Annotated in this window: 22 protein-coding genes; 15 read left to right on the forward strand and 7 right to left on the reverse strand. The window is 73.9% G+C overall.

Going from position 1 to position 25,829, the window contains the following annotated elements; translation table 11 throughout:
• Positions 1 to 99: 99 nt before the first annotated feature.
• The 5 genes from ABWK59_RS29390 to ABWK59_RS29410 all read left to right on the forward strand — a co-directional run bounded on the left by ABWK59_RS29390 (position 100) and on the right by ABWK59_RS29410 (position 9,254).
• The gene (locus ABWK59_RS29390) at positions 100 to 3,177 is read left to right on the forward strand and encodes a putative bifunctional diguanylate cyclase/phosphodiesterase (protein WP_354643668.1); all 3,078 of its coding nucleotides are present in this window, start codon (positions 100 to 102) and stop codon (positions 3,175 to 3,177) included.
• A 171-nt stretch (positions 3,178 to 3,348) separates the two neighbouring features.
• On the forward strand, positions 3,349 to 4,971 hold the full coding sequence (locus ABWK59_RS29395; protein WP_354643669.1) for a phospholipase: 1,623 nt from the start codon (positions 3,349 to 3,351) through the stop codon (positions 4,969 to 4,971).
• 40 nt (positions 4,972 to 5,011) lie between these two features.
• Positions 5,012 to 5,770 (forward strand): Mut7-C RNAse domain-containing protein, encoded by a 759-nt coding sequence (locus ABWK59_RS29400; RefSeq protein ID WP_420492869.1) that lies wholly within the window; start codon positions 5,012 to 5,014, stop codon positions 5,768 to 5,770.
• Positions 5,767 to 8,478 (forward strand): SpoIIE family protein phosphatase, encoded by a 2,712-nt coding sequence (locus tag ABWK59_RS29405; RefSeq protein WP_354643670.1) that lies wholly within the window; start codon positions 5,767 to 5,769, stop codon positions 8,476 to 8,478. The genes ABWK59_RS29400 and ABWK59_RS29405 overlap by 4 nt, the downstream gene beginning before the upstream one ends.
• Before the next feature lie 17 nt (positions 8,479 to 8,495).
• A complete protein-coding gene (locus tag ABWK59_RS29410) occupies positions 8,496 to 9,254 on the forward strand; it encodes a DUF72 domain-containing protein (RefSeq protein WP_354643671.1) in 759 nt (252 codons plus the stop codon).
• Positions 9,255 to 9,300: 46 nt separating this feature from the next.
• Here ABWK59_RS29410 and ABWK59_RS29415 read toward each other — a convergent pair whose 3' ends face one another.
• From ABWK59_RS29415 to ABWK59_RS29425, 3 genes are all read right to left on the reverse strand, one after another.
• A complete protein-coding gene (locus ABWK59_RS29415; protein WP_354643672.1) occupies positions 9,301 to 9,729 on the reverse strand; it encodes an SRPBCC family protein in 429 nt (142 codons plus the stop codon).
• A gap of 153 nt (positions 9,730 to 9,882) precedes the next feature.
• Positions 9,883 to 10,236: a tetratricopeptide repeat protein gene (locus tag ABWK59_RS29420; protein ID WP_354643673.1), complete on the reverse strand. Its 354-nt coding sequence runs from the start codon at positions 10,234 to 10,236 to the stop codon at positions 9,883 to 9,885.
• Positions 10,237 to 10,391: 155 nt separating this feature from the next.
• The gene (locus ABWK59_RS29425) at positions 10,392 to 10,763 is read right to left on the reverse strand and encodes a Zn-ribbon domain-containing OB-fold protein (RefSeq protein ID WP_354643674.1); all 372 of its coding nucleotides are present in this window, start codon (positions 10,761 to 10,763) and stop codon (positions 10,392 to 10,394) included.
• Positions 10,764 to 11,283: 520 nt separating this feature from the next.
• On the opposite strand from ABWK59_RS29425, the gene efeO reads away from it, so the two are divergent.
• The 9 genes from efeO to ABWK59_RS29470 all read left to right on the forward strand — a co-directional run bounded on the left by efeO (position 11,284) and on the right by ABWK59_RS29470 (position 21,504).
• Positions 11,284 to 12,435: an iron uptake system protein EfeO gene (gene efeO / locus ABWK59_RS29430; RefSeq protein ID WP_354643675.1), complete on the forward strand. Its 1,152-nt coding sequence runs from the start codon at positions 11,284 to 11,286 to the stop codon at positions 12,433 to 12,435.
• A gap of 105 nt (positions 12,436 to 12,540) precedes the next feature.
• On the forward strand, positions 12,541 to 13,842 hold the full coding sequence (gene efeB, locus ABWK59_RS29435) for an iron uptake transporter deferrochelatase/peroxidase subunit (protein ID WP_354643676.1): 1,302 nt from the start codon (positions 12,541 to 12,543) through the stop codon (positions 13,840 to 13,842).
• Positions 13,843 to 13,877: 35 nt separating this feature from the next.
• Complete coding sequence (efeU, locus tag ABWK59_RS29440) at positions 13,878 to 14,714, forward strand: iron uptake transporter permease EfeU (RefSeq protein ID WP_354643677.1); 837 nt, start codon at positions 13,878 to 13,880, stop codon at positions 14,712 to 14,714.
• Positions 14,715 to 14,821: 107 nt separating this feature from the next.
• Positions 14,822 to 15,838 carry a pseudouridine-5'-phosphate glycosidase gene (locus ABWK59_RS29445; RefSeq protein WP_354643678.1) on the forward strand — a complete coding sequence of 339 codons (1,017 nt, stop codon included), beginning with the start codon at positions 14,822 to 14,824 and terminating at the stop codon, positions 15,836 to 15,838.
• Positions 15,835 to 16,845, forward strand: a complete 1,011-nt coding sequence (locus tag ABWK59_RS29450; RefSeq protein ID WP_354643679.1) for a carbohydrate kinase family protein — start codon at positions 15,835 to 15,837, stop codon at positions 16,843 to 16,845. Before ABWK59_RS29445 ends, ABWK59_RS29450 begins: the two co-directional genes overlap by 4 nt.
• A gap of 257 nt (positions 16,846 to 17,102) precedes the next feature.
• Positions 17,103 to 17,795, forward strand: a complete 693-nt coding sequence (locus tag ABWK59_RS29455) for a response regulator transcription factor (RefSeq protein ID WP_354643680.1) — start codon at positions 17,103 to 17,105, stop codon at positions 17,793 to 17,795.
• Complete coding sequence (locus ABWK59_RS29460) at positions 17,792 to 19,354, forward strand: HAMP domain-containing sensor histidine kinase (protein ID WP_354643681.1); 1,563 nt, start codon at positions 17,792 to 17,794, stop codon at positions 19,352 to 19,354. Before ABWK59_RS29455 ends, ABWK59_RS29460 begins: the two co-directional genes overlap by 4 nt.
• Positions 19,355 to 19,508: 154 nt before the next feature.
• Positions 19,509 to 20,558, forward strand: a complete 1,050-nt coding sequence (locus tag ABWK59_RS29465) for a sulfite oxidase (RefSeq protein ID WP_354643682.1) — start codon at positions 19,509 to 19,511, stop codon at positions 20,556 to 20,558.
• Positions 20,559 to 20,652: 94 nt separating this feature from the next.
• Positions 20,653 to 21,504 (forward strand): sulfurtransferase, encoded by an 852-nt coding sequence (locus tag ABWK59_RS29470; protein ID WP_354643683.1) that lies wholly within the window; start codon positions 20,653 to 20,655, stop codon positions 21,502 to 21,504.
• Positions 21,505 to 21,743: 239 nt separating this feature from the next.
• Here ABWK59_RS29470 and ABWK59_RS29475 read toward each other — a convergent pair whose 3' ends face one another.
• The 4 genes from ABWK59_RS29475 to ddaH form a co-directional block, all read right to left on the reverse strand.
• Positions 21,744 to 22,646 carry an ABC transporter substrate-binding protein gene (locus ABWK59_RS29475; protein WP_354643684.1) on the reverse strand — a complete coding sequence of 301 codons (903 nt, stop codon included), beginning with the start codon at positions 22,644 to 22,646 and terminating at the stop codon, positions 21,744 to 21,746.
• A 294-nt stretch (positions 22,647 to 22,940) separates the two neighbouring features.
• Positions 22,941 to 23,852, reverse strand: a complete 912-nt coding sequence (locus ABWK59_RS29480) for a phosphatidylinositol-specific phospholipase C (RefSeq protein ID WP_354643685.1) — start codon at positions 23,850 to 23,852, stop codon at positions 22,941 to 22,943.
• Positions 23,853 to 24,072: 220 nt separating this feature from the next.
• The gene (locus ABWK59_RS29485; RefSeq protein ID WP_354643686.1) at positions 24,073 to 24,336 is read right to left on the reverse strand and encodes a dsRBD fold-containing protein; all 264 of its coding nucleotides are present in this window, start codon (positions 24,334 to 24,336) and stop codon (positions 24,073 to 24,075) included.
• A gap of 147 nt (positions 24,337 to 24,483) precedes the next feature.
• On the reverse strand, positions 24,484 to 25,305 hold the full coding sequence (gene ddaH / locus ABWK59_RS29490) for a dimethylargininase (RefSeq protein WP_354643687.1): 822 nt from the start codon (positions 25,303 to 25,305) through the stop codon (positions 24,484 to 24,486).
• Positions 25,306 to 25,386: 81 nt separating this feature from the next.
• On the opposite strand from ddaH, the gene ABWK59_RS29495 reads away from it, so the two are divergent.
• Positions 25,387 to 25,806, forward strand: a complete 420-nt coding sequence (locus ABWK59_RS29495; RefSeq protein WP_354643688.1) for a MarR family winged helix-turn-helix transcriptional regulator — start codon at positions 25,387 to 25,389, stop codon at positions 25,804 to 25,806.
• The last annotated feature ends 23 nt before the right edge of the window (positions 25,807 to 25,829 follow it).

Genomic DNA, 25,829 nt, shown 5'->3' on the forward strand with positions numbered 1-25,829 from the left:
CGGGGGCGCTGGGTATGATTGAGGCGCCACGGCTCCCCCCGGGAGGTAGGTCGGTTGACTCTCCGGAGAAAACGCCTGACGGCGTATTACCTCGTGTGGATGGCCCTGCTGACCCTCGTCTACTACCTCAATCCGGAAGACCGGATCGTCTGGTGGACGGCCATGGGCCTGAGCGGGGTGGCCGCCATCATCGTGGGCGCACGGCTCAACAGCCCCGCCCACGCCCGCTACTGGTACATCCTGGCGTTCGCGAACCTCACCTTCACCGTGGGTGAGGTGGTCCAGGTCATCCAGACCGAGTACCTCGGACAGACGGACTTCCCGTCCCTGGCCGACGCGTTCTACCTGACCGAGTACGTGCTGTACGCGATCGGTCTCTCGGGCTTCATCCGCTGGCGAACGGCCCACCAGGACCGCGGCAGCATGATCGACGCCCTCACCCTCACCGTGAGCCTGGCCCTGCTGGTCTGGCTGTTCCTGATCATCCCGTACGAGCGGAACCCCGATCTCACCTGGCTGCAGAAGGCCGTCTCGATCGCGTACCCGCTCGGTGACGTGCTGGTGCTGGCCATGCTGATGCGGCTGGTGGTGCCACGCGGCGGGTACAGCCGCTCGCTGCAGCTGCTCACCCTGGGCACGGTCGGCCTGATGATCTCGGACGTCCTGTACGGACTGATCCAGCTGCACGGCAGCTGGCGGATCGGCAGCCCGGTGGAGCTCGGCTGGGCGGTGTACTACACCGCCTGGGGAGCGTCCGCCCTGCACCCCTCGATGGTGGAGCTCACCAGGCCGATCCCCTCCCAGCCGCCCGACATCTCGGCCTCCCGGCTGGTCCTGCTCACCGTCGCCTCGCTGCTCGCCCCGGTTCTGCTGCTGATCGACGTGGCCCGCGGCGACCCCAGCCACGCCGGCGTCATCGCCGCGTTCTCGGCGGTGCTGTTCATGCTGGTGATGGCCCGGCTGGCAGGGTCGGTGACGGTGCACAGGCACGCGATCGCCCGCGAGCGGGCACTGCGGGTGGCCGGTGCGTCACTGGGCGGAGCCGGCACCTTCACCGAGGTCGCCGACGTGGTGCAGAACGCCGCCTCCGCGCTGATGCCGCCGGGCCAGCAGCATGCCGCCCTGCTCGCCCTGTGCGACGACGACGGCGCGCTGTGGGACCGTCGCGGCGACCGGGGGACCCTACTGCGCCTCCCGCCGGTGCACGAGATGCAGGAGACCCGGCTGCTGCCGGTGGAGGACCTCGGCGGCGGGCTGGAGGAGCGGTTCGCCGGTCTGCCCTCCGCGCTGGTCTGCCCGCTCTCGCTGGAGAAGCGTGCCCTCGGCGAGCCGCTGATCGGCGTGCTCATCGTCGGCGGTACCGAGCACCAGCTCACCGCCTTATGGGGCACCATCGACATCCTGGCCGCCCAATCGGCACTGGCCGTCGAGCGCGTGATGCTCAGTCGAGAGGTCAACCAGCGCAACAGCGAGCTGTACTTCCGCACCCTGGTGCAGAGCGCCTCCGACGTCATCCTCATCCTCGACGCCGACGACTCCATCCGGTACGCCAGCTCCTCCGCCCAGCGGGTGCTCGGTCACGCGTCGCTGGACGGCTCCCGGCTCGCCGACCTCGTCCCGCCGGAGGACAGCAAGGCCGTCAACCAGGCCCTGGTCCGGATGCGGACCCGGGAGCAGTCCGACCAGCGCGAGCACTGGCGGCTGCTGCGCGCCGACCGCAGCGCCATCGAGGCCGAGGTGCGCTGGAACGACCTGCGGGACGACCCGACCGTCGGCGGCCTGGTCCTCACCCTGCGGGACGTCACCGACCACCGGCAGATGGAGCGCGAACTCACCCACCGGGCCTTCCACGACTCGCTGACCGGCCTCGCCAACCGGGTGCTGTTCCAGGACCGGGTCGGCCACGCGCTGACCCGCAGCGAGCGCCGCGGCACGGTCACCGGCGTGCTCTTCATCGACCTGGACGACTTCAAGGTGGTCAACGACACCCAGGGCCACGCGGTCGGCGACGAGCTGCTGGTCGCCGTCTCGCTGCGGATCTCCACCGCGCTGCGCACCTCCGACACCGCGGCCCGGCTCGGCGGCGACGAGTTCGCCGTCCTGGTGGAGGACGCGCTCTCCCCGGCCGACGTCGGGGCGACCGCGGACGCGGTGCTCGGCGTGTTCGACGAGCCGTTCCGGCTCAGCTCGGGTGCGGTCCGGGTGGCCGCCAGCGTGGGCGTCGCCACCACCGAGGACAGCGTGGACAGCACCGAGCTGCTCACCCACGCCGACCTGGCGCTGTACTCGGCGAAGGCCGCCGGGAAGCGGCAGTGGTGCCGCTACCGGCACGCGCTGCAGGCCGGCCTGGTCGAGCGGCACGAGCTCAACGAGAGCCTGGACACCGCCATCGCGGAGTCGGCCTTCGCGCTGTACTACCAGCCGATCGTGGACCTGGTCAGCGGCGACCTGGTGGCCTTCGAGGCGCTGGTGCGCTGGCCGCACGAGCGGCGCGGCATGGTGCTGCCGGAGGAGTTCATCTCGCTCGCCGAGGAGAGCGGGCAGATCGTGCCGCTCGGTGCCTGGGTGCTGGAGCAGGCCGCCGCCGAGGCCGCCGCCTGGCAGCGGCTCAGCTCCGGGCGGCGCACCGCGGGCGGCCGCCGGCCGCTGAGGGTGAGCGTCAACGTCTCGGCCCGGCAGTTCCGCGACGCCAGCTTCGTCGACCAGGTCCGGCAGGTGGTGGACACCACCGGCATCCACCCGGGCTCGCTGATCCTGGAGCTCACCGAGAGCGTGCTGATGCGCCGCGACGAGCGGGTGCGCACCGACATGAAGACGCTCGGCGACCTCGGCGTGCGGATCGCCATCGACGACTTCGGCACCGGGTACTCCTCGCTGAGCTACCTGCGGGAGTTCCCGATCTCCGTCCTCAAGATCGACAAGTCCTTCATCGACGGGCTCGGGCTCTCCCAGCAGCAGTACGCCCTGGTGGAGGGCATCACCAGGATCGCGGACACCCTGGGCGTCCAGGTGATCGCGGAGGGCATCGAGAACACCGCGCAGCGGCACCTGCTGGCCTCGATGGGCTGCCCGCTCGGCCAGGGGTACCTGTTCGCCCGGCCGCTGACGGTCGAGCAGGCCAGGATCCTGGTCCAGGACGACGCGGAGCTGGCGGGCCTGCAGATCGGCGGGCGCTGAGCGGCGGGAGCCGGACCTGCGGATCGGCGGGGTGCGGGACGGCCGGCGCCCCGCCGGTCGGCGGGTCGACAGCCGACGGACTGTCAGGTTACCGTCAGGTAGCAATGTCCGGCGGTGCCACCCCACTGTCATGTGCCATGGCCCCGTCGCCCGTACTGAAGGACCTCCCCCGTGCTCCGTCGCCGTCTGCGCCGACCCCTGCTCGCCCTCGCCGCCGTGCTCGGCACCCTGCCGCTCACCGCCCTCGCGGCCACCCCCGCCGCCGCCGAACCGGCCCCGCCCACCCCGTACCTGGACCCGATCGAGAAGACCCTCAAGGAGGTCTCGCCCGGCCTCCAGGGCCAGGTCTGGGAACGCACCGCCGGCAACCGGCTGGACGCCGACGGCGGCTGGCTGCTGCAGACCCCCGGCTGCTGGGGTGACAGCGCCTGCCGCGAGCGGCCCGGCACCGCCCGGCTGCTGGACCGGATGACCGGCGACATCGCCAAGGCCACCCGGACCGTGGACATCTCCACCCTCGCCCCGCTGCCCGAGGGCGCCTTCCAGGACGCGATCGTGGCCGGCCTCAAGGCCTCCGTCGCCGCCGGCAACCACCCCACCGTGCGGATCCTGGTCGGCGCCGCGCCGCTCTACCACCTGAACGTGGTCCCCTCCTCGTACCGCGACGAGCTCAACCGCAAGCTCGGCCCCGCCGCCGGCGGCGTCACCCTGCACGTCGCCTCGATGACCACCTCGCGGACCGCCTTCTCCTGGAACCACTCCAAGATCCTCGTGGTGGACGGCCGGACCGCGGTGGTCGGCGGCATCAACGACTGGAAGAACGACTACCTCGACACCACCCACCCGGTCACCGACGTCGACCTCGCCCTGACCGGCCCCGCCGCGGGCTCGGCCGGCCGCTACCTCGACCAGCTCTGGTCCTGGACCTGCTCCAACGCCTGGAACCCGGTCAGCGTCTGGCTCTCCTCCACCAAGGGCGCCTCCTGCCCGACCGGCCTCTACCCGCCGTCCGGCACCCCGGACGCGTCCGGTGCGTCCGGGGAGAACGCCCCCGGCACCGTCCCGGTGATCGCCGTCGGCGGCCTCGGCGCCGGCATCCGCGACGCGGACCGCACCTCCGCCTACCGCCCGGCCCTGCCGGACGCCTCCCAGGCCCGCTGCGGTGTCGGCCTGCACGACAACACCAACGCCGACCGCGACTACGAGACGGTCAACCCCGAGGAGAACGCCCTGCGCGCCCTCGTCGCCGGCGCCCGCAGCCACGTCGAGATCTCCCAGCAGGACCTCAACGCCACCTGCCCGCCGCTGGCCCGCTACGACATCCGCCTCTACGACCTGCTCGCCAAGAAGCTCACCGACGGCGTCAAGCTGCGCATCGTGGTCAGCGACCCGGCCAACCGGGGCGCGGTCGGCAGCGGCGGCTACTCGCAGATCAAGTCCCTGAACGAGGTCAGCGACCTGCTGCGGGACAAGCTCACCGCCCTCACCGGCGACCGCGCCAAGGCCACCGCCGCGATGTGCTCGGGCCTCCAGCTCGCCACCTACCGCGCCGCCGCCACCCCCACCTGGGCCGACGGCCACCCGTACGCCCTGCACCACAAGCTGGTCTCGGTGGACGGCTCGGCCTTCTACATCGGCTCCAAGAACCTCTACCCGGCCTGGCTGCAGGACTTCGGCTACATCGTGGAGAGCCCCGAGGCGGCCGCCCGGCTCGACCGCGACCTGCTCACCCCGCAGTGGACGTACTCCAGCGCCACCGCCACCTACGACTGGGCGGCCGGCCGTTGCGGCTGACCCCGGACGTCCCCGGGCGGTGCGGGCGCACCCTGGAGGTGTGCCCGCACCGCTCGCCCACCTGGAACTCCCCGCCGAGCTGAGGTTCTTCCTCCGCCCGCGGTACCGGCACGGCGAGGTGCCGGTCGCGCTGGACGGCACCTCCACCCTCGGTCACCTGGTGGAGGCCGCCGGGGTGCCGCTCACCGAGGTCGGCGCGATGAGCACCGGCCGCCGCGCGGTCGGCGCCGCCTACCGCCCCGAGCCCGGCGACCGGGTCCGGATCGAACCCGTCGCCCGACCCCAGCCCGCCCCGCCCCGCTTCCTGCTGGACGTCCACCTCGGCACCCTCGCCCGCCGGCTGCGCCTGCTCGGGGTGGACGCCGCGTACCGCAACGACCTGGACGACGAGGAACTGGTCCGCCGGGCCAACGCCGAGCAGCGGGTCCTGCTCACCCGTGACCGCGGCCTGCTGCACCGCCGGGCGCTGCGGCTCGGCGCCCACGTCCGCGGCACCGACCCCGACGAGCAGCTCGCCGACGTGCTCGACCGGTTCGCACCGCCGCTCAGGCCGTGGACCCGCTGCCCGGCCTGCAACGGCCCGCTCGCCCCGGTGCCCATGGCCGCGGTCGCGCACCTGCTGCCCCCGGGCACCCGCCGCCGGTACCGCGCCTTCGTCCGCTGCCGGGACTGCGGGCGCCCCTACTGGCACGGCGCCCACCACCAGCGACTGGACGCGATCGTGGCCGCAGCAGCCGCGGGAAGGCCCTACCGGACCGTTGGCCCGGGCGGTCCCGGCAGTGTAGACATGACCGTATGACCCGGTTTTGGGGCCGGTCCCGGGCCCAGTCGGCCCCCCGTCCCACCGGTCGGAAATCGCACCGCCCCCGGTGGACACAGCTCAGCGTGCGCAGCCTGGCGGGCCAGGTGTTCGTCCTCCAGGTGGCCATCGTCCTGCTGCTGGTGGTCGCCGCCGGGGTCGAGGTGGTGCTGCAGTCCCGCAACGCCGTCGACCAGGAGGCCCGCAACCGCTCGCTGTCGGTCGCCCAGACCTTCGCCAACTCGCCGGGCATCGTGCCCGCGCTGCGCTCGCCCGATCCCACCGCCATCCTCCAGCCCAAGGCCGAGGACGTCCGGATCAAGGCCCAGGTCGACTTCGTCGTGGTGATGAACACCGCGGGCGTCCGCTACACCCACCCCAACCCGGCCCGGATCGGCGGGACGTTCATCGGCAACATCGCCCCGGCCCTCCAGGGCCAGCCGGTGATCGAGACCGTGGACGGCACCATCGGCCGGCTGGTCCAGGCGAACGTCCCGGTCCTGGACGACCAGGGCCAGGTGGTCGGCCTGGTCTCCTCCGGCATCCGGCTCAGCCAGATCGCCAACACCGCCAACCAGCAGCTCCCCATCCTGCTCGGCACCGCGGCCGCCGCCCTCGCCCTCGCCACCGTCGGCACCGCCCTGGTCAGCCGCCGGCTCCGCCGCCAGACCCGCGGCCTCGGCCCGGTCGAGATGACCAAGATGTACGAGCACCACGACGCCGTGCTGCACGCCGTCCGCGAGGGCGTGCTGATCGTCGGCGACGAACAGCGCCTCCAGCTCGCCAACGACGAGGCGTACCGGCTCCTCGCGCTGGCGCCCGAGCAGGAGGGCCGGCCGGTCGCCGAACTCGGCCTCGACCCCGAGGTCACCGAGCTGCTCACCTCCGGACGGGAGGTCACCGACGAGGTGGTCGCCGCCGGGGACCGGCTGCTCGCCGTCAACATCCGACCGACCGACCGCGGCGGCGGCCCGCCCGGCTACGTGGCCACCTTCCGCGACACCACCGAACTGCGCGCCCTCTCCGGCAAGGCCGACCTCGCCCGCCGGCGCCTCAAGCTGCTGTACGACGCCAGCGGCTCCATCGGCACCACCCTGGACGTGGTGCGCACCGCCGAGGAACTGGCCGAGGCCCTCGTCCCGGACTTCGCCGACTTCGTCAGCGTCGACCTCGCCCAGCCCGTCCTCGACGGCGAGGAGCCCACCACCGCACCCGGCCCCGGCGGGCACCCGATGCGCCGCACCGCGCTCAGCGGCATCAGCCCGGAAACCCCGCTCTACCCGGTCGGCCGGCTGGTCCCGATCGTCCCCGGCACCCCGCGCGCCCGGAGCCTGGAGCAGGCCCGGGCGGTCGCCGAGTCGGACCTCGCCGACGCGCTCGACGCCTGGGACGACCACGACCGGCACCGCGCCGACCAGGCCCGCTCGCACGGCGTCCACTCGCTGATCGCCGTCCCGCTCACCGCCCGCGGCGTGGTCCTCGGCATCGCCACGTTCTGGCGCTCCGAGCGGCCCGAGCCCTTCGACGAGGAGGACCTCTCGCTCGCCGAGGAGCTCGGCGCCCGGGCCGCCGTCTGCATCGACAACGCCCGCCGGTACACCCGCGAGCACGCCATGGCCGTCACCCTCCAGCACAGCCTGCTGCCCGGCGGCCTGCCCGAGCAGAACGCCCTGGACATCGCCTACCGCTACCTGCCCGCCCAGGCCGGGGTCGGCGGCGACTGGTTCGACGTCATCCCACTGCCCGGCGCCCGGGTCGCCCTGGTCGTCGGCGACGTGGTCGGCCACGGCCTGCACGCCGCCGCCACCATGGGCCGGCTGCGCACCGCGGTGCACAACTTCTCCACCCTCGACCTGCCGCCCGACGAGCTGCTCGGCCACCTCGACGACCTGGTCAACCGGATCGACCAGGACCGCGCCGCCCGCGACGGCGAGGTGCCGATCACCGGCGCCACCTGCCTGTACGCCATCTACGACCCGGTCACCCAGACCTGCGCGATGGCCCGCGCCGGGCACCTGCTGCCCGCCCTGGTCCACCCCGACGGCCGGGTCGAGTTCCCCGAGCTGCCCGCCGGACCGCCGCTCGGCCTGGTCGGGCTGCCGTTCGAGACCGCCGAGCTGCCGGTGCCCGAGGGCAGCCGGCTGGTGCTGTACACCGACGGCCTGGTCGAGGACCGCACCCGGGACATCGACGACGGCCTGGAACTGCTCCGCACCACCCTCGCCCACGCCGGCCGCTCGCCCCAGCAGACCTGCGCCGACGTGCTCTCCGTGCTGCTGCCCGACGACCCCGGCGACGACATCGCCCTGCTGGTCGCCCAGACCCGCGCCCTGCCCGCCGACCGGATCGCCGTCTGGGACGTCCCCTCCGACCCCGCCGCCGTCGCCGGCATCCGGGCCGCCGTCAGCCGCCAGCTGGAGAGCTGGGGCCTGGAGGAGGCGGTGTTCACCACGGAACTGGTGCTCAGCGAGCTGATCACCAACTCCATCCGGTACGCCTCCGGGCCGATCCGGGTCCGGCTGCTGCTCGACCGCACGCTGATCTGCGAGGTCTCCGACGGCAGCAGCACCTCGCCCCACCTGCGCTACGCGGCCGACACCGACGAGGGCGGCCGCGGCCTGTTCCTGGTCGCCCAGCTCACCGAGCGCTGGGGCACCCGGTACACGGCGACCGGCAAGGTGATCTGGGCGGAACAGCCGATCCAGTAGCCGCCGAGGGGTGCGCCGTGCCGTTCGTGATCGGGACCTCCGGCTGGAGCTACGACGACTGGCGGGGCGTGCTCTACCCCGAGGGCGCGCCCAAACGTCTGTGGCTGGAGGAGTACGCCCGGCACTTCGCCACCGTCGAGAGCAACAACGCCTTCTACCGGCTGCCGAGCCGGGCGACCTTCGCCGCATGGCGCGAGCGGACCCCGGAGGACTTCCGCTGGGCGGTCAAGGCGAGCCGCTTCCTCACCCACGTCAAACGGCTGCGCGAGCCCGCGGAACCGGTCCGGCGGCTGATGACCGCCGCCGAGGGCCTCGGCGACCGGCTCGGCCCGGTCCTGCTCCAGCTGCCGCCCACCCTGCGCGCCGACGCCGGGCTGCTGGACGACTGCCTGCGCTGCTTCCCGGCGGGCTCGGCGGTGGCGGTGGAGCCGCGGCACCCGTCCTGGTGGGTGCCGGAGGTCCGGCAGGTCCTGGAGCACCGGGGTGCGGCGCTGTGCTGGGCGGACCGCGGTTCGCGGCCGGTCACCCCGCTGTGGGTCACCTGCGACTGGGGCTACCTGCGGCTGCACGAGGGCAGGGCGGCGCCGGCCCCGCGGTACGGACGGCGGGCCCTGGCGGGGTGGGTGGAACGCGCGGGCGGCGCCTGGGCGGGGGCGGGCGGCACGGTGTGGGTGTACTTCAACAACGACCCCGGTGGGGCGGCGGTGCGGGACGCCGCGGCCTTCGCGACCGCGGCGGAGCGGGCCGGCTACGGGGTCACACGGGTCAGCGCCTGACCTCGAGGGCAGGTGGACACCGGGAAGGCGGGTCCGGAGGGCCCGGTCACCTCTCCTCGACGAGCTGCTTGAAGTGTTCGAGGTCCTCGCGGACCGTGCGTTCGATGGCGCTGACCTGGGCGAAGCCCTTGGGGCCGCCGAGCTGGGACTTGAGCGTGTCGGGGTCGTACTCGAGGCGGATCTGCAGCTGGGTGTGGTCGGCGTCGAGCGGGCGGAGGGCGAAGGTGCCCTTCAGCCGCGGGCCGTCCAGGGTCTCCCAGCCCATCACCTTGCCCTGGCCGCGGTCCACGATCTCCGCGTCCAGCTCGTGGTGGGTGCCGGCCACCTCCAGCTCCAGGTGGGCCCGGTTGCGGCCCAGCGCGGAGGCGCTCAGCACGCCGTCGACGAACCGCGGGTACTGGTCGATCCGGTGGAGCTGCTCCCAGGCCGTCCGGAGCGGGACGTCGACGTCGATCTGCTCCTCAAGGGTCCTCATCGCCCTACCTCGCGTCTCTCCCCCGTCTCGCCCGGCCGGGTCGGACGACCCGCCCGCCGCCCCCGCGTCCAGCGTGCGCCGAGGCGCGGGGGCGGGCAACCAGCGGGGCGGTCCGAGCCGGCCGGCGGCCGGGCGGCCCCGCCGGCCCGGGGGTCAGCCGGTGGAGCCGAGGGCGGCGGCCGTGCGCAGCCAGCGGGCGGCCTCGCCGGCCCGGCCCTGGCGCTCCAGGGTGCGGCCGAGCATCAGGTGGGCGTACTCCTCGACCGGGTCGAGGGCGATCACCGCGCGCAGCTCCTCCTCGGCCCGCCGCAGCTGCGCCGAGTGGTAGTAGGCACGGGCCAGCAGCAGCCGGGGCGCCACCTGCTCCGGGACCTCGGCGACCACCTCGGCGAGGATCCGGGCGGCGTCGGCGTACGCCTTCTTCTCGAAGTGGAGCGAGGCGCGCTCCCAGCGGTCGGCGGTCGTCTCCGGCCGGCCCGGGGTGTGGGTGGCGGTAGGGGTGTGCACGGTGGCTCCTCTCGCTCGGTGACACGGTCACGGACGGACGAGAGGTTGAACATTCATCTGAATCCGGCCATTCCCGGGCCGGGGCGGAGGCTGGCTGCTCCGGAGGCCGGCTGCTCCGGAGGCCGGCGCGACAGGGGAAGCCGGCCGGGCCGGGCTCAGGTGCGCGGTACCGGGCGGAAGGTGAGCAGCCGTCCGTCGTCCTCGGCGCTGACCAGCTCGACCCGGGCGCCGATCGGGACGGCGCCCGGCAGTCCGCCGACCACCCCGGCCGGGACGGAGAACCCCTCGTCCAGGGTCACCAGGTAGGGGCGGCCGGGGAGCGGGCCGCGCCGGGAGGGGCGGAGCAGGCGCTGGACGGTGCCGGCGCCCGCGCTGAGCGCCGGGGCCAGGTCGGCCGAGCCGCAGACCGGGCAGAGCATGTGGGTGGAGGCGGTGGCGGAGTTGCACCACTCGCAGCGCCGGTAGTGCAGTTCGCCGCCGGGGGCAGGGGCGGTGGCGGCGGGGGGTGCCATAACCAGGGGTGTCATGTCGTCTCCTCCGGGATGCCGGGGTCGCGCCGCCGTACCGCCGCCCGGGCGGGCGTGCGGTCGGGGCGTGCTGCCATCAGGACGGTATGGCACTCAGTGCCGTGTGTAAAGGTACTGAGTGCCACGTTCTGGTCTCGATCATGGGCGTGGCGGCACGGAGTGTGCACGTGAAGGGGTACCGAGTGTCATCGAGCTTCCGGGTGGGCGGGGCGTCAGGAAACGCTTTCGTCGCCCGCGCGGGGCGGACCCGGCGGGGCGCCCAGGGGTTGACGCGACGGTGGTTCGGGCCGCGGCCACGGGGTATGACGGAGGGTCAGGGGTCCGGCGCACCCGGGTGGCCGGATCTGATCGGGGATCGGCGCGGCGGGTGGACGTCCCGGCAGGGGGGCCGGTATGGACGCCGGGGCCGCGAGGTATCTAAGGTATGCCTTAACTAACTGGGCGGCCGGGGGGCCGAGCACGACCCCGCTGTCCAGTTTTTGCTGTGCCCCGCCCCTGCCGCATCACCCGTGGAGTCCGCATGTCCGCCGCCCGTCGCCCGCGTTCGACCGCAGCCGCGCTGCTCATCCTCGCCGTGGCCGGCGCCGCGCTCACCGGCTGCTCCGAGAAGAAGGACGGGGCCGCGTCGGCCGACGCCGTCCAGGTGAACGCCTCCGACACCGCCTGCGAGCTCTCCAAGACCACCTTCCCGGCCGGCCACGTCCAGCTGGAGGTGACCAACAAGGGCTCCAAGACCACGGAGGTGTACGTCTACGCCGAGGGCGACAAGATCGTCACCGAGCGGGAGAACATCGGCCCCGGCACCAAGGCCAGCATCACCGCCGAGATCAAGGCCGGCACGTACCAGGTCGCCTGCAAGCCGGGCATGGTCGGCGACGGCATCCGCACGGCGATCACGGTCACCGGCGAGGGCGGCGGCGACGCCGCCAAGAAGGACCCGCGTCTGGACGCCGCCGTCGAGGCCTACCGCAAGTACGCCCAGGAGCAGGCCGACGCCACCATCCCGGCGGTCGAGGCGTTCGTCGCCGCCGTCAAGGCCGGCGACGTGGAGAAGGCCAAGGCCCTGTACGCGCCGTCCCGCATCGGCTGGGAGCGCACCGAGCCGATCGCCGAGAGCTTCGGTGACATCGACCCCAAGACCGACGTCCGCGAGGACGGCCTGGAGGCCGGCCAGGACTGGACCGGCTGGCACCGCCTGGAGAAGGCCCTGTGGGCCGACGGCAAGGCCGGTGCCGACGAGGCCAAGCTCGCCGACCAGCTGCTCGTCGACCTGAAGGACTGGCAGAAGCGCGTCGCCTCCGCCGAGATCACCCCCACCAGCATGGGCAACGGCGCCAAGGAGCTGCTGGACGAGGTCGCCACCGGCAAGGTCACCGGCGAGGAGGAGCGCTACAGCCACACCGACCTGGTGGACTTCGCCGCCAACGTCGAGGGCGCCCGCAAGGCGTACGAGCTGCTCAAGCCCGTCGTCTCGGCCCAGCAGCCGGACCTGGCCAAGACCCTGGACGGCGAGTTCGACGCGCTGCAGGGCCTGCTGGCCAAGTACAAGCAGGGTGACACCTACACCTCGTACGACAAGGTGACCGAGGCCGAGCGGAAGACCTTCTCGGACGCGGTCAACTCGCTGGGCGAGCCGCTGTCCAAGCTGGCCGCCGCCGTCGTCGTCAAGTAGTCCCGGGCCCACCTCCCGCCTCCCCCCCACCCCGTCCGCGCGACTGCCGCGGCGGCCCGACCGGCCGCCGCGGCCGTCGGCGGCCAGCACCAGAAGGAATCCGTCATGGACGCCGAGAACGAGCAGTCGGCCGCTCCGGCCGCCGAGACCGAGCAGACCGCCGGGACGCGCGGTCCGATCAGCCGACGCGCCGTCATCGGCTGGGCCGGCGCCGGGGTGGCGCTGGGCGCGGCGAGCGTGGGCACGGTGGCCGCCGCCACCCGGCACTCGGGGGAGCCCGCCCCGGTCAAGTTCGGTGTGGAGATCCCGTTCTACGGGGAGCACCAGTCCGGCATCGCCACCCCCGTCCAGGACCGGCTGCACTTCGCCGCCTTCGACGTCATCACCAAGGACCGCGAGGCCCTGGTGAGGGTGCTGAAGGAGTGGACCAAGGCCGGCGCCACCATGGCCGGCGGCCGCGAGGTCGGCAAGGGCACCGGCGGCGGCCTGCCCGAGGCCCCGCCGGACGACACCGGCGAGGCCCTGGGCCTGCCCGCCTCCCGGCTCACCCTCACCATCGGCTTCGGCCCCACCCTGTTCGAGAAGGACGGCGTGGACCGCTTCGGGCTGAAGGCCAAGCGCCCCGAGGCCCTGGTCGACCTGCCCAAGTTCCGCGGTGACAACCTCGACCCGGCCCGCAGCGGCGGTGACATCTGCGTCCAGGCCTGCGCCGACGACCCGGTGGTCGCCGTGCACGCCATCCGCAACCTGGCCCGCATCGGCATGGGCGTGGTCAACGTCCGCTGGTCCCAGCTGGGCTTCGGCAAGACCTCCTCGACCACCCCGGACGAGCAGACCCCGCGCAACCTGATGGGCTTCAAGGACGGCACCCACAACGTCGCCGGCACCGACAAGGACGCCCAGGTCCAGCACGTCTGGGTCGCCCCCGGCGACGGCCCCGAGTGGATGACCGGCGGCTCGTACCTGGTCGCGCGTCGCATCCGGATGCACATCGAGACCTGGGACCGCACCCCGCTGGCCGACCAGGAGGAGATCATCGGCCGCACCAAGGGCGAGGGCGCGCCGATCGGCAAGCAGCGCGAGCGCGACGCCTTCGACCCCAAGGACCTGCCGGAGAACTCGCACGTCCGCCTCGCCCACCCGGACAGCAACAAGGGCGCCACCCTCCTGCGCCGCGGCTTCTCCTTCACCGACGGCACCGACGGTCTCGGCCGCCTGGACGCCGGCCTGTTCTTCCTCGCCTACCAGCGCGACACCCGCAAGGCCTTCATCCCGGTCCAGCAGGCACTGGCCGCCCATGACGTGCTGCACGACGAGTACACCCAGCACGTCGGATCCGCGCACTTCGCCTGCCCGCCCGGTGTGCGCAAGCCCGGCGAGTGGTGGGGCCAGGCCCTCTTCGGCTGACAGCCCGTCCGGTACAACCCGAGGAGGACACACCCGTGTTCGCTAACTACCTGATCGGCCTGCGCGAGGGGCTGGAGGCCAGCCTCGTCGTCTGCATCCTGATCGCGTACCTGGTCAAGACCGGCCGCAAGGACCGGCTCACGCCTGTGTGGAGCGGCATCGCCGCCGCCGTGCTGCTCAGCATGGCCTTCGGCGCGGTGCTGCAGTACGGCTCCACCCAGCTGACCTTCGCGGCCCAGGAGGCGCTCGGCGGCTCGCTGTCGATCATCGCGGTCGGCCTGGTCACCTGGATGGTCTTCTGGATGCGCCGCACCGCCCGGCACCTCAAGGCCGAGCTGCACGGCAAGCTGGACGCCGCGCTGGCGATGGGCACCGTCGCCCTGGTGGTCACCGCCTTCCTCGCCGTCGGCCGGGAGGGCCTGGAGACCGCGCTGTTCATCTGGACGGCCGTCCAGGCCACCGGCGAGGGCTGGAACCCGCTGATCGGCGCCACCCTCGGCCTGCTCACCTCGGTGGTGCTGGGCTGGCTGTTCTACCGCGGCGCGCTGAAGATCAACCTGGCCCGGTTCTTCACCTGGACCGGCGCGATGCTGGTGGTGGTCGCGGCGGGCGTGCTCGCGTACGGCGTCCACGACCTGCAGGAGGCCGGCTGGATCGGCGGGCTGCACGACTTCGCCTTCAACATCAGCGAGCAGATCCCGGTGGACAGCTGGTACGGCACGCTGCTGAAGGGCGTGTTCAACTTCCAGCCCGACCCGACGAAGCTCCAGGTCTGGGTCTGGGCGCTGTACCTGGTGCCCACGCTGGCCTTCTTCCTGCTGCCGGGGCGGACCGCCGCCAAGCCGCCGGTGGCGGCCGAGCGGGCGGCCTGACCCCCTCGCGTCCCATGCCGCGCCCCGTTCCCGGATCCGTCCGGGGGCGGGGCGCGCGGCCGTTCGGCGCGGGTTTGAACCCGCCCGGGCCGAGCCAGGTATGGGGGATGACCGAAGCCCCGCCGTACTTCGCCGCACCGTCCGTGTCCCGGGAGCTCCGGGCGTCCGGGCTCCGAGAATCAGGGTCCGGGGAGTCCGAGTCCGGGGAGTTCGGGCTCCGGCCGTCGGAGGAGGTCCGGGAGGCCCTGGAACGGGGCGCGCCGGTGGTCGCGCTGGAGTCGACCATCATCGCCCACGGCCTGCCCCGGCCGCGGAACCTGGAGGTCGCCGCCGAGCTGGAAGGCCTGGTCAGGGCCGCCGGCGCGGTGCCCGCCACCATCGCGGTGCTCGACGGCGTCCCGCGGATCGGCCTCGACGAGACCGCGCTGCACCGGGTCGCCGAGGACCCGTCCCTGCGCAAGCTCGGTTTCCGTGACCTCGCCCCCGCCCTGGCCGCCGGCGCCAGCGGCGCCACCACCGTCTCCGGCACCGCCCACCTGGCCGCCCGGGCCGGGATCCGGGTGTTCGCCACCGGCGGCCTCGGCGGCGTCCACCGGGACTGGGCCACCACCCAGGACGAGTCCGCCGACCTCGGCCTGCTCGCCCGTACCAGGATCACCGTGGTCTGTGCCGGGGTGAAGTCCATCCTCGACGTCCCCGCCACCCTGGAACGCCTGGAGACCCTCGGGGTGACCGTCGTCGGCTACCGCACCGGGGAGTTCCCCGGCTTCTACCTCACCAGCTCCGGCCGGCCGGTGGACTGGACGGTCACCGACCCCGCCGGGGCCGCGGCCGTGATGGCCGCCCAGGACCGGGTCGGCGGACCGCCGAGCGCCCTCGTCCTCGCCAACCCCGTGCCCGCCGCCGAGCAGCTCGACCCCGCCCTGCACGACCGGGTGCTCGCCGAGGCGCTCGCCGCCGCCGAACGCCGGGGGATCGGCGGCCAGGCCATCACCCCGTTCCTGCTCGCCCACCTCACCGAACACACCGGCGGCGCCTCGCTGGAGGCCAACCTGGCCGCCGTCCGCGGCAACGTCCGGCTCGCGGCCGAGGTCGCCGTGGAGTGGGCCGGGCGGAAGGGATGAGCGGCGAGGTGCCACCGGGGTCGCCGGGGCCGCAGGGATCGCCGGGGCCGTCGGGCGGGCTGGTCGTGGTCGGCGACGTGGTGACCGACGTGGTCGCGCTGCACCGCGGGCCGCTCGCCCCGCACACCGACACCGCCGCCCGGATCCGGGTGCTGCCGGGTGGCGCCGGGGCCAACGCGGCGGCCTGGGCGGCCTGGTCGCTCGTCGACGCGGGGACGACGGGTCGGGCCGGCGGCGGAACCGCGGCGGGTGAGGTGCGGCTGCTCGGGAGGGTGGGCGCCGACTCCGCCGGCTGGCACCGGGAGGCGCTGGAGGCCGCGGGCGTCCGCACCCGGCTCACCGTCGACCCGCAACTCCCCACGGCCGTGGTGATAGCTCTGGTCGACGAGGACGCCGAACGGACCTTCCTCACCGACTCCGGAGCCTGCGCCGCCCTCGGACCGCAGGACTGGGACGAGAGCCTGCTGGACGGCGCCGCCCGGCTCCACCTCTCCGGCTACCTCTACTTCTCCGACCCCGGCCGCCGGCTCGCCGCCCTAGCCACCGCCGCCGCCCACCGCCGCGGCCTCCCGGTCAGCGCCGACCCCGCCTCCACCGGCTTCATCGAACGGCTCGGGGCGGACGCCTTCCGCCGCGCCCTCGGCGACCGGATCGGCCTGCTGCTCCCCAACCTCGCGGAGGCGCGGCTGCTGAGCGGCCGTCAGGACCCGGTCGAGGCCGCCGAACGGCTCAGCGCCGAGTACGGCGAGGCGGTGGTGAAGCTCGGCCCGGCGGGCGCCCTGGCCGCCCGGGACGGCCGGCTGCTGGCGAAGGTGCCCGCCGTACCGGTCACTCCCGTCGACACCACCGGCGCGGGCGACGCCTTCACCGGCGGCTACCTCGCCGCCGCCCTCACCGGAGCCGACCCGGCCACCGCCGCCGAAGCCGGCTGCCGCACCGGGGCCCACGCCACCACCCTCCTCGGCGGCCGCCCGCCCCGCAGCGGGCCCGCGCCGGCGGGCTCCTAGCGGACGGTCCGGGGGCGGGACACGGCGGCCGGCTGTACCGCCATCGCCGTCCGGGCGGTCCGTCCCTTCCGCTGCGCGCAGTTCCCCGCGCCCCTTGTTGTGCTCGGCCCGTTGCCTTCGGTGCCCCCTGCCGCGGCGCGCAGGTGGAGTCCCGCCTGTTGCCGTCCGGTGACAGAGTCCACATGCGCCGCACATGTGCTCCCGGCACGCTGCGTGGACGATCAGTGGTGATCATCGGAGAGGAAGAGGGGGCGAACATGGCACGCGTACTGCTCGTGGAGGACGACGCCGGGCTGCGGGAGGCACTGGACCTCGCGCTGTCCGGCCTCGGGCACGAGGTGGTCGGCGTACCCGACGGGCCGGAGGCACTGGAGCGGGTGGCCGACGGGCCGCGCATCGACTGCGTGGTGCTGGACGTGATGATGCCGCGGATGGACGGGTTCGAGGTCTGCCGGGGGATCCGCCGGGCCGGCACCACCCCGGTCATCATGCTCACCGCCCGCTCCGAGCCGGTGGACATCGTCGCCGGGCTGGAGTGCGGCGCGGACGACTACGTGGCCAAGCCGGTCGAGCCGAGGGTGCTCGACGCCCGGATCAAGGCGGTGCTGCGGCGGTTCACCCCGCAGGACGGCGCCGGCGCCCCGCCCGGGGTCGTGGAGTTGGGCGCCGTCCGGGTCGACACCCGGGCGATGGCCGTCACCCGCCACGGCGCACCGGTGGACCTGACCCCGACCGAGCTCCGGCTGCTCCTCGAATTGTCCCTCCACCCCGGCCAGGTGATGACACGTCAGCTCCTGCTGGACCGGGTCTGGGAGTACGGCTACCTCGGCGATTCGCGGATCGTGGACGCCTGCGTCTGGCGGCTGCGCGCCAAGACCGAGGAGGACCCGGCCCGCCCCCGGCTGATCACCACCGTCCGCGGCGTCGGCTACCGGCTGGACCTCCCGTGAGGCGCCGGGTCGGACTGCGCGGCAGGATCGCCGCCACGATCCTGCTCGCCCTGCTGGTGCCGGGACTGCTGCTGTCGGTGGTCAGCTACCGGGTGCTCCGGGACAGTGCCGAGCACGACTTCCGCGCCCGGGCGCTCTCCAGCACCCTCTCGGACCTGACGTCGGCGATCAACAGCGTCCGGGAGGGGAACAAACGCACCGCCCTCGCCAACGCCAGGGAGGCGCTCGCCGTCCGGAAGTTCAACACGTTCGCGGTGTACCTGCTGAAGCCGACCGCCGACGGCGCCGGGTACACGCTGGCCGACCCGCCGCCGTTCGAACGCCCGGACCCCGCGGTGGACCCGTCCGAGTGGTTGGCGTCCCGGGAGGCGACGGCGGTCATCGCGGGGAACGTCGGCGTCCAGCTCGACTTCGCCGACCCCACGGGTTTCACGGCCACCGAGTACCCCCTGTCGCTGATGGACGAGAAGCACCTGAAGGTCATTCGCTCGCCGGACGGCGAGGCGCTCGTCATCGGCGGCGAGGTGGGCCGCCAGGGCCCCGGCGACCCGTACCCCGGCGCGCCCGTGGTGGCCCTGGAGTACCACGGCCTCGGGCCGGTGGAGGATGAGGCGGCCGCTCACCTGCGCGGCCTGCTGCTGGTCGACGCGGCGACCGTGGCGATCGGCGCCCTGCTCGCGTGGTGGATCGCCGGGCGGGTGCAGCGGCCGGTCCGCGCGGCGGGCGCGGCCGCCCGGGCGCTCGGCGAGGGCGATCTGACGGTCCGCCTGCCGGTCACCGGACGGGACGAACTGGCCGACCTGAGCACCTCGTTCAACCTGATGGCCGCCCGGCTCTCCGACACCATCGACGAACTCACCCGGCACGAGGAGCGCCAGCGCCGGTTCGTCGCGGACGTCAGCCACGAGCTGCGCACCCCGACCGCCTCCCTCCTCGCGGCCGCCGCCGCCCTGGACAACCCCGCCACCCGGGACGGCGCCGCCGTCCTGATCGCCCCCCAGCTCCGCCGGCTGGCCGCGCTCACCGAGGACCTGCTGGAGATCTCCCGTCTGGACGCCGGCGAGGCGGTCCTGCTGCCGCAGCCGATCGACCTCGCCGACCTGGTGGCCGACGTGGCCGCCCACTGCGAGGACCCCGCGGCCGTGTCCGTCCGCGCCGAAGGCGACACCGGCGCCGAGGTCGACCCGCGCCGTATCCACACCGTCGTCGGCAACCTGGTCTCCAACGCCCTGCGGCACGGCTCCGCCCCCGTGGAGGTGACCGTCTCCGGTACCGCGGACACGGTCGCCGTCCGGGTCGCGGACCACGGGCCGGGCGTGCCCGCGGACCTCCGCGAGCGGGTCTTCGACCGGTTCGTACGCGGCGACCGCGCCCGGGCGACCGCGGTCGGGGACCGCTCCCGGGCCGCCACGGCCCGCGACCGCGGCGGCTCCGGGAACGGTCTGGGCCTGGCCATCGCGCTGGAGAACGCCCGGCTCCACCGGGCGACCCTGACCGTCTCCGACGGGCCCAGGGCGGTGTTCACCCTCACCGTGCCAAGGCGACCGCCGGAGGGCTGAGCCGCCGGCGCCGGCGGGAAGGGGTGCGTTCCCGCCCCCAGGAGTAGATTCGAACTGTTCGGGGAGAAAGCGGCGGCGAGGTGAGTGGATCGCGGTTCCGGTCGGGTGACGGCCCCTGTGGGGTGGGGGCCGTCGGCGGGGGCGGGTGTGCGCCGTGACCGGATGGCGGCCCCGGACGGTGACCGAGGAGCCGTACAACGCCGAGACCCCGCCCGCCGCCCTCGTACCGCGGCTGACGCCGGTCGACGCCTTCTTCGTCCGTGACCACTTCGGCGTCCCCACCATCGACCCCGCGACGTGGCGGCTGACCGTCGACGGCGCCGTGGACCGCCCGTACCGCCTCTCCCACCGGGAGCTGCTCGCCCTCGCCGACCGCGAGGGCGCCCGGGAGGTGGAGGTGGTGCTGGAGTGCGCCGGCAACGGCCGCGCGCTGATGGAACCGCGACCGCCCGGGGTGCCCTGGGGCGAGCACGCGGTGGGCTGCGCCCGGTTCGCCGGGGTGCCGCTCGCGGCGGTCCTCGGCCCGGCCGGGGTGCGGGCGGAGGCGGTGGAGCTGGTGTTCACCGGCGCCGACTCCGGCGAGGTGGACGGCCGGGACACCCCCTTCGAGCGGGCGCTGCCGGTCGCGGCGGCCCTGCACCCGGACACCCTGCTGGCCACCCGGATGAACGGCGAACCGCTCACCCGCCGCCACGGCGCACCCGTCCGGCTGGTGGTGCCCGGCCGGTACGGAGTGGCCGGGGTGAAGTGGCTGGTCGGCGTCCGGGCCGTGGTCGAGCCGTTCAACGGGCCTTTCCAGGGCGGGAGTTACGTCTACCGGGAGTCGCGCGGCACGCCCGAGGGGCCGGTCGCCGAGCTCCGGGTCAGGGCGCTGCTGACCGAACCGGCCCCCGGAGCCCCGCTGCGGGCCGGCGAGGAGAACGTGCTGCGCGGCCGCGCGTGGTCCGGGGGCGGCGCCGCGGTGGTGCGGGTGGAGGTGCGGATCGACCGGGGGGAGTGGCGGGCAGCCGACCTGGAGGCCCCGGGCGGACCGTACGGCTGGACGCCCTGGAGCCTGCGCTGGACGCCGGGGACCACGGGCGTGCACACCGTGACCGTCCGGGCCACCGACGCCGAGGGGCGCACCCAGCCGCTCACCGCCCCCTGGAACGCGGGCGGGTACGGCTGCAACCCGGCCGCCCGCCGGGAGCTGGAGGTGCACTGACCGGCCGGCGGGGCGGACGGCCGGTGGGAGCCGACCCGTGGGGGACGACGGACAGCGGAGCGACGGCAGGCAGAGCAGAGAGAGGCGACCTTCGATGAGCACCAACGGCTACGCGCACCCGGACACCCTGGTCTCCACCGACTGGCTGGCCGCCCACCTGACCGACGGCACCGTACGGGTCGCCGAGGTGGACGAGGACAGCGCCGCGTACGAGCGGGGGCACATCCCCGGCGCCGTCGGCTGGAACTGGACCACCGACCTGCACACCGAGGTCGGCCGCGACTACATCGACCGGGAGGAACTGGGCCGGCTGCTCTCGGCGGCCGGCGTGGAGGAGGACACCACCGTCGTGCTGTACGGCGGCAACGACAACTGGTTCGCCGCGTACGCCTTCTGGCTGCTGCGGCTGCGCGGCTTCGAGCAGGTCAAACTGCTGGACGGCGGCCGCAAGAAGTGGGAGCTGGAGAGCCGTCCGCTCACCAGGGAGGTCATGGACTACCAGCACACCGGCTACCGGGTCGGCGGCGTGGAGCGGCCGGAGTTCCGCGCACTGCGCGACGACGTGCTCGCCATGATCGGCACCGACGCCGCCCTGGTGGACGTCCGTTCCGGGGAGGAGTACCGGGGGGAGCGGCTGGCTCCACCGCACCTGCCGCAGGAGCAGGCGCAGGTGCCCGGCCACATCCCGGGCGCGGTCAACATCCCCTGGTCGCAGGCGGCCAACGAGGACGGCACCTTCAAGTCCGCGGACGAGCTGCGCGCCCTGTACGAGGCCAAGGGGGTCACCCCCGACCGCGCGGTGGTCGCGTACTGCCGGATCGGCGAGCGGTCCTCGCACACCTGGTTCGCGCTCACCGAGCTGCTCGGCTACCCGGACGTGCGGAACTACGACGGCTCCTGGACCGAGTACGGGTCGCTGGTACGGGCGCCGGTGGAGATCGGCTGATCCCACCCCCTCGCGTGGTTGCGGGAAGGGGCCTTGACCTGCGAGGAAAAGGGAGGAGACTGGTCAGTACACCGGAACACCGGAGAGAGCCGCACCGTCGGTGAAGACGTTCGCCGTCCGTCCGAGCGACCCTGGTCCAGGCTTCGGCCAGACCCCCGGCGGGTCCGCACCGCACCGGAACGTCCCAGCGACGGCCGAGGACTCCGGACGCGGCGCGAGACCGCCGGGGATCGCCGTGTCTACAGCCCGCCGTTGACCACCGCACTGGTGACCGCGCCGCGCTGCACGCCCCACTTGGCCAGGATCCTGTCGTACTCGCCGTTGCGGATCAGCTGGTCCAGGGTCTTGGCCAGCACGTCGCGCAGCGCCGCGTTCTGCTTGTTGAGCGTGATCCCGTACGGGCTGGACTGCACGTACGCGCCGACCATCCGGAACCGGCCGCCGCGGTCGGGGCCGGTGTTGTACACCGCGACCGGGTAGTCGTTCAGATCGGCGGCGGCGGCCCCGGAGGCCACCTCGGCCTGCGCCTGGTCGTCGGTGTCCAGCGGGTGGACCTGCAGCGGCTTGTTGACCTTCTGGCAGGCCGCGATCTGCCGGTCGGCCAGCTCGGCCTGGATGGTGCCGCGCTGCACGGCGACGGTCCGGCCGCAGAGGCTGTCCAGCCCGGTGACGTTCAGCGGGTTGTTGGCCTTCACCAGGATCGACGTGCCGGTCAGGAAGTAGTCGATGAAGTCGACCCCGGCGTTGACCTGCTCGTGGCGGTCGTTGATGCCCTCCTGGCGGCGCCGGGTGTCGATCACCGCCGACATGGCCAGGTCGACCTTCCGGTCCAGGACGGCCGGGATCACCTGGTCGAACGGCATGTGGACGAACTCGGTCCGCAGACCGAGGTACTTGCCCATCGCGGCGGCGAGGTCCGGGTCCAGGCCGGCGGGGGCGCCCTCGATGCGGAAGTCCACGGGCGGGTAGTCGAGGTCGGAGGCGATCCTCAGCACGCCGGCGTTCCGGATCGACTGCGGGAGGCGGGCACGGAGTTCGGAAGCCGTCTGGTCGGAGGACGAGCCGGAGCTGCCGCAGCCGCACAGCAGCAGGCCGCCGACGCCGAACGCGGCCATGGTTCGTACAGGGATGAGGGTGTGCATGGCACTCTTCTCGAGGGAGGAAAAGGGGAAGAGCGCCGCCGGCGCTGCTGGGTTGCGCAGCTCGGACCCCGCCGCGTGCCCGGTGGCCGCTGAGGGATGGGTGCGGCCTGTCGGCGGAGGTCCGCCTCCGGGGCGGAACCCGCATCATCGCATCCCACCCCCGGCGGCCCCCTCCCCCGACCGCCAGGCGGAAACCGGCCTCGGCACAGCGTGACCTCCCGTGTCGCACGGGTGACCGCCGGCCCGCCGCGCCCTGAGGGGCGGGGGCGGGTCGGACGGGTGGACCGGGGGTGGTCAGGCGGGGAAGTTGAGGGACCAGACGCGGCGGAGGAGGTCCGGGGTGACGAAGTCCATGGGGACGGTGCCCAGGACCGGGCGGGTGGCGGGGTCGAGGGAGGAGAGGTGGCCGGTCAGCCTGGGGGTGATCGCGTCGGCCGCCTGGCGGGGCCACAGGCCCCAGCCGGAGCTGGAGGTGAAGGTGAGGAAGAGCCGCTGCGGGTCGGTGGCGGCGCGGGCCGCGTCCAGGTGGGCGGAGACCTCGGGCCACTTGCGGGAGTACAGCTCGAAGATGGTGCCGATGTCGTAGTCGTCCTCGATGTCCGTCCGCGGGCCGCCCCAACGGATGCCCGGGAGTGCGGAGTTGTCGGCGATCAGGACGACCCGGCCGCGGACCTCGCCGAGCTGCGGGATGCGGTCCTCGGTCCAGAACAGGCCCGGCCAGCGGTTGCGGTAGCCCGCGAAGATGGCGCCGAAGTCGGCGTCGGGCACGCCCGAGTACTCCTGCTTCACCCGCATCAGCACGGTCTCGCCCGGGTGCCGGTACAGGAAGTCCTGGCACTGGTTGAGCACGTCGCCGAAGAAGATCTTCTGGAACACCGACCCGTGGTGGATCGCGAACACGCCGTCGATGGCCCGGCAGCGGATGTCCAGGAACCGGACGCCCGCCGCGAACTGGTCGGGCAGCGAGAGCGTCTGGGTCTGCGCCAGCGGGGCGCCGTACAGGGCGCAGCTGTCGTGGGTGCCCGGGATGCTCAGCCGGGCGAGCCGGGAGTCGGCCGGGAGAGTGCTCAACCAGTCGGCTCCGGAGGGGAGTTGGACGGCCGGTGTCGGGGTGGCGGCGGTCAGGGCGCCGGTGCCGGCGAGGGCGGTGGCGAGGAGCGAGCGGGTGAAGGTGCGTCTGCTGATCGGAGTGTCGGTCAGGTGCACGTGTGCGTCCCCCCGTTGGCGAACCGGTCGCTGGCATGCTCATTATCGCGACGGCGGCGGTGGGGGGCCAGAGGCGTGCACGGGTGGATCGACGGGTGGGGAAAGGGAGTTGGGCGATTCGGCGGGGGTGGGGGAGTGGGGGGGAGGGGGCGCGGCTCGGGGACCCCGGGGCCGGTGCGGGGCCTGGGCGGCGGGCCGGGCGGGATCGGGGGTGTGGGGGTCAGTAGTTGAGGTAGCCGGGCCGCATGGCGGCGTCGTTGATGTCGCCGTTGGCCTGGCTGCGGAGGTTGCGGCAGAGCTCCTCCAGAGCCCGGGCCGCGGCGAGTTCCTCGCCGATCCGGGGCGCCGGGCGGTCGGCGAGGCTGCGCAGTGACGCGCCGTGTCCGCTCAGCCCCGGTGCGCCCTGGCCGATGAGGCGGGCCTCGCACGAGGTGTGCGTGCCGTCCTCCTCGAAGCTGAGTTCCACGTCCCAGTGGTTCTGCATCTCGCACCTCCGGTGGTGGCCGTGCCGGGGGCGCGCCGCGGGGGCGGCGGGCCCGCTTCCACCAGCGTGTCCCCGGGGAGTGGGGCGGGCAAGTGGCGGTGTCGAGTGCGGTCGGGTGAGGTGCTGCGTGAGGTGGGGGCCGCCGGGTCAGGGCGCCGGACGGAGTTCGAGGGTGCAGCACTTGATGCTGCCGCCGGCCTTGAGGAGTTCGGAGAGGTCGAGGCCGATGGGGTGGAAGCCGCGGTTGCGGAGCTGGTCGGCGAGGGCGGTGGCGTCCTGCGGGAGGACGACGTGGCGGCCGTCGGAGGCGGCGTTGAGGCCGAAGACCTTGGCGTCGGCGTCGCCGGCGATCACGGCGTCGGGGAAGAGCCGCTCCAGGACGGACCGGCTGTCGGCCGAGAAGGCCGGCGGGTAGTAGGCGATGGTCGCGTCGTCGAGGACGGCGAGCGCGGTGTCGAGGTGGTAGTAGTTCGGGTCGACCAGGGTCAGGCTGACCACGTCGCGCCCGAAGAAGTCGCCGGCCTCGGCGTGGGAGCGGGGGTCGCTGCGGAAGCCGGTGCCGGCCAGCAGGTGCTCGCCGGCGAGGAGGTAGTCGCCCTCGCCCTCGTTGACCAGCTCGGCGGTCCTCAGGTCGGCGAAGCCGTGGCCTCGCAGCCACTCGGCGTACGCGGGGGCCTCGGCGGCGCGTTCGGCGTCCCGGAACCGGGCGACCAGGGCGCGTCCGTCGATCACGGTGGCGCCGTTGGCGGCGAAGACCATGTCGGGCAGGCCGGGCGCCGGGTCGATCAGCTCCACGGTGTGCCCGAGGTCCAGGTAGACCTCGCGGAGCCGCTCCCACTGGCGGACGGCGAGGGCGGTGTCCACGGCCCGCCGGGGGTCCATCCACGGGTTGATGGAGTAGACCACGTCGAAGTGGGTGGGGCGGCACATCAGATAGTGGCGGGGGCGGGCGGTGCGGAGGGTGCGCATGGGCGGTGATCCTTCGTCGGTTCGGAGGGGGGAAGGGGGTTCCCTTCCCGCCACGGGGTTGGTGAGGTTAGCCTTACCTTTGTGCTGAACCTGACGACCTATCTGCTGTCCCGAACCGGCCGGGCGGCACGCGGACGGCTGGCCCAGGCGGCCGCCGAGCGCCGCCTGCGGCTGTGGCACGTGCTGGTGATGGGGGCCCTGGAGGACTCCGGCCCGTACGCCAAGCGCGAGCTCGCCGAGCTGCTGGAGATCGGTGCGAGCGACATCGCCAAGACGGTGGACGACCTCGCTGCGGCCGGGTACGTGAGCTGCACCCGTCCCGCCGGGGACCGCCGCCGGGTCGAGGCGGACCTGACGCCGGCCGGCCGGGCCGCGCTGGCGGAGGTCCGCGCCGACCTGCTGGCCGTCGAGGACGAGCTGCTGGCGCCGCTCACCCCCGCCGAACGCGTCCAGTTCACCGGCATGCTGACCCGCCTCCACCCGCACATCGCCGGCTGCTGACCGGCCGGCGGACGGGGCCGAGC

It is taken from the genome of Kitasatospora sp. HUAS MG31, from assembly GCF_040571325.1.
GTDB lineage: Bacteria > Actinomycetota > Actinomycetes > Streptomycetales > Streptomycetaceae > Kitasatospora > Kitasatospora camelliae.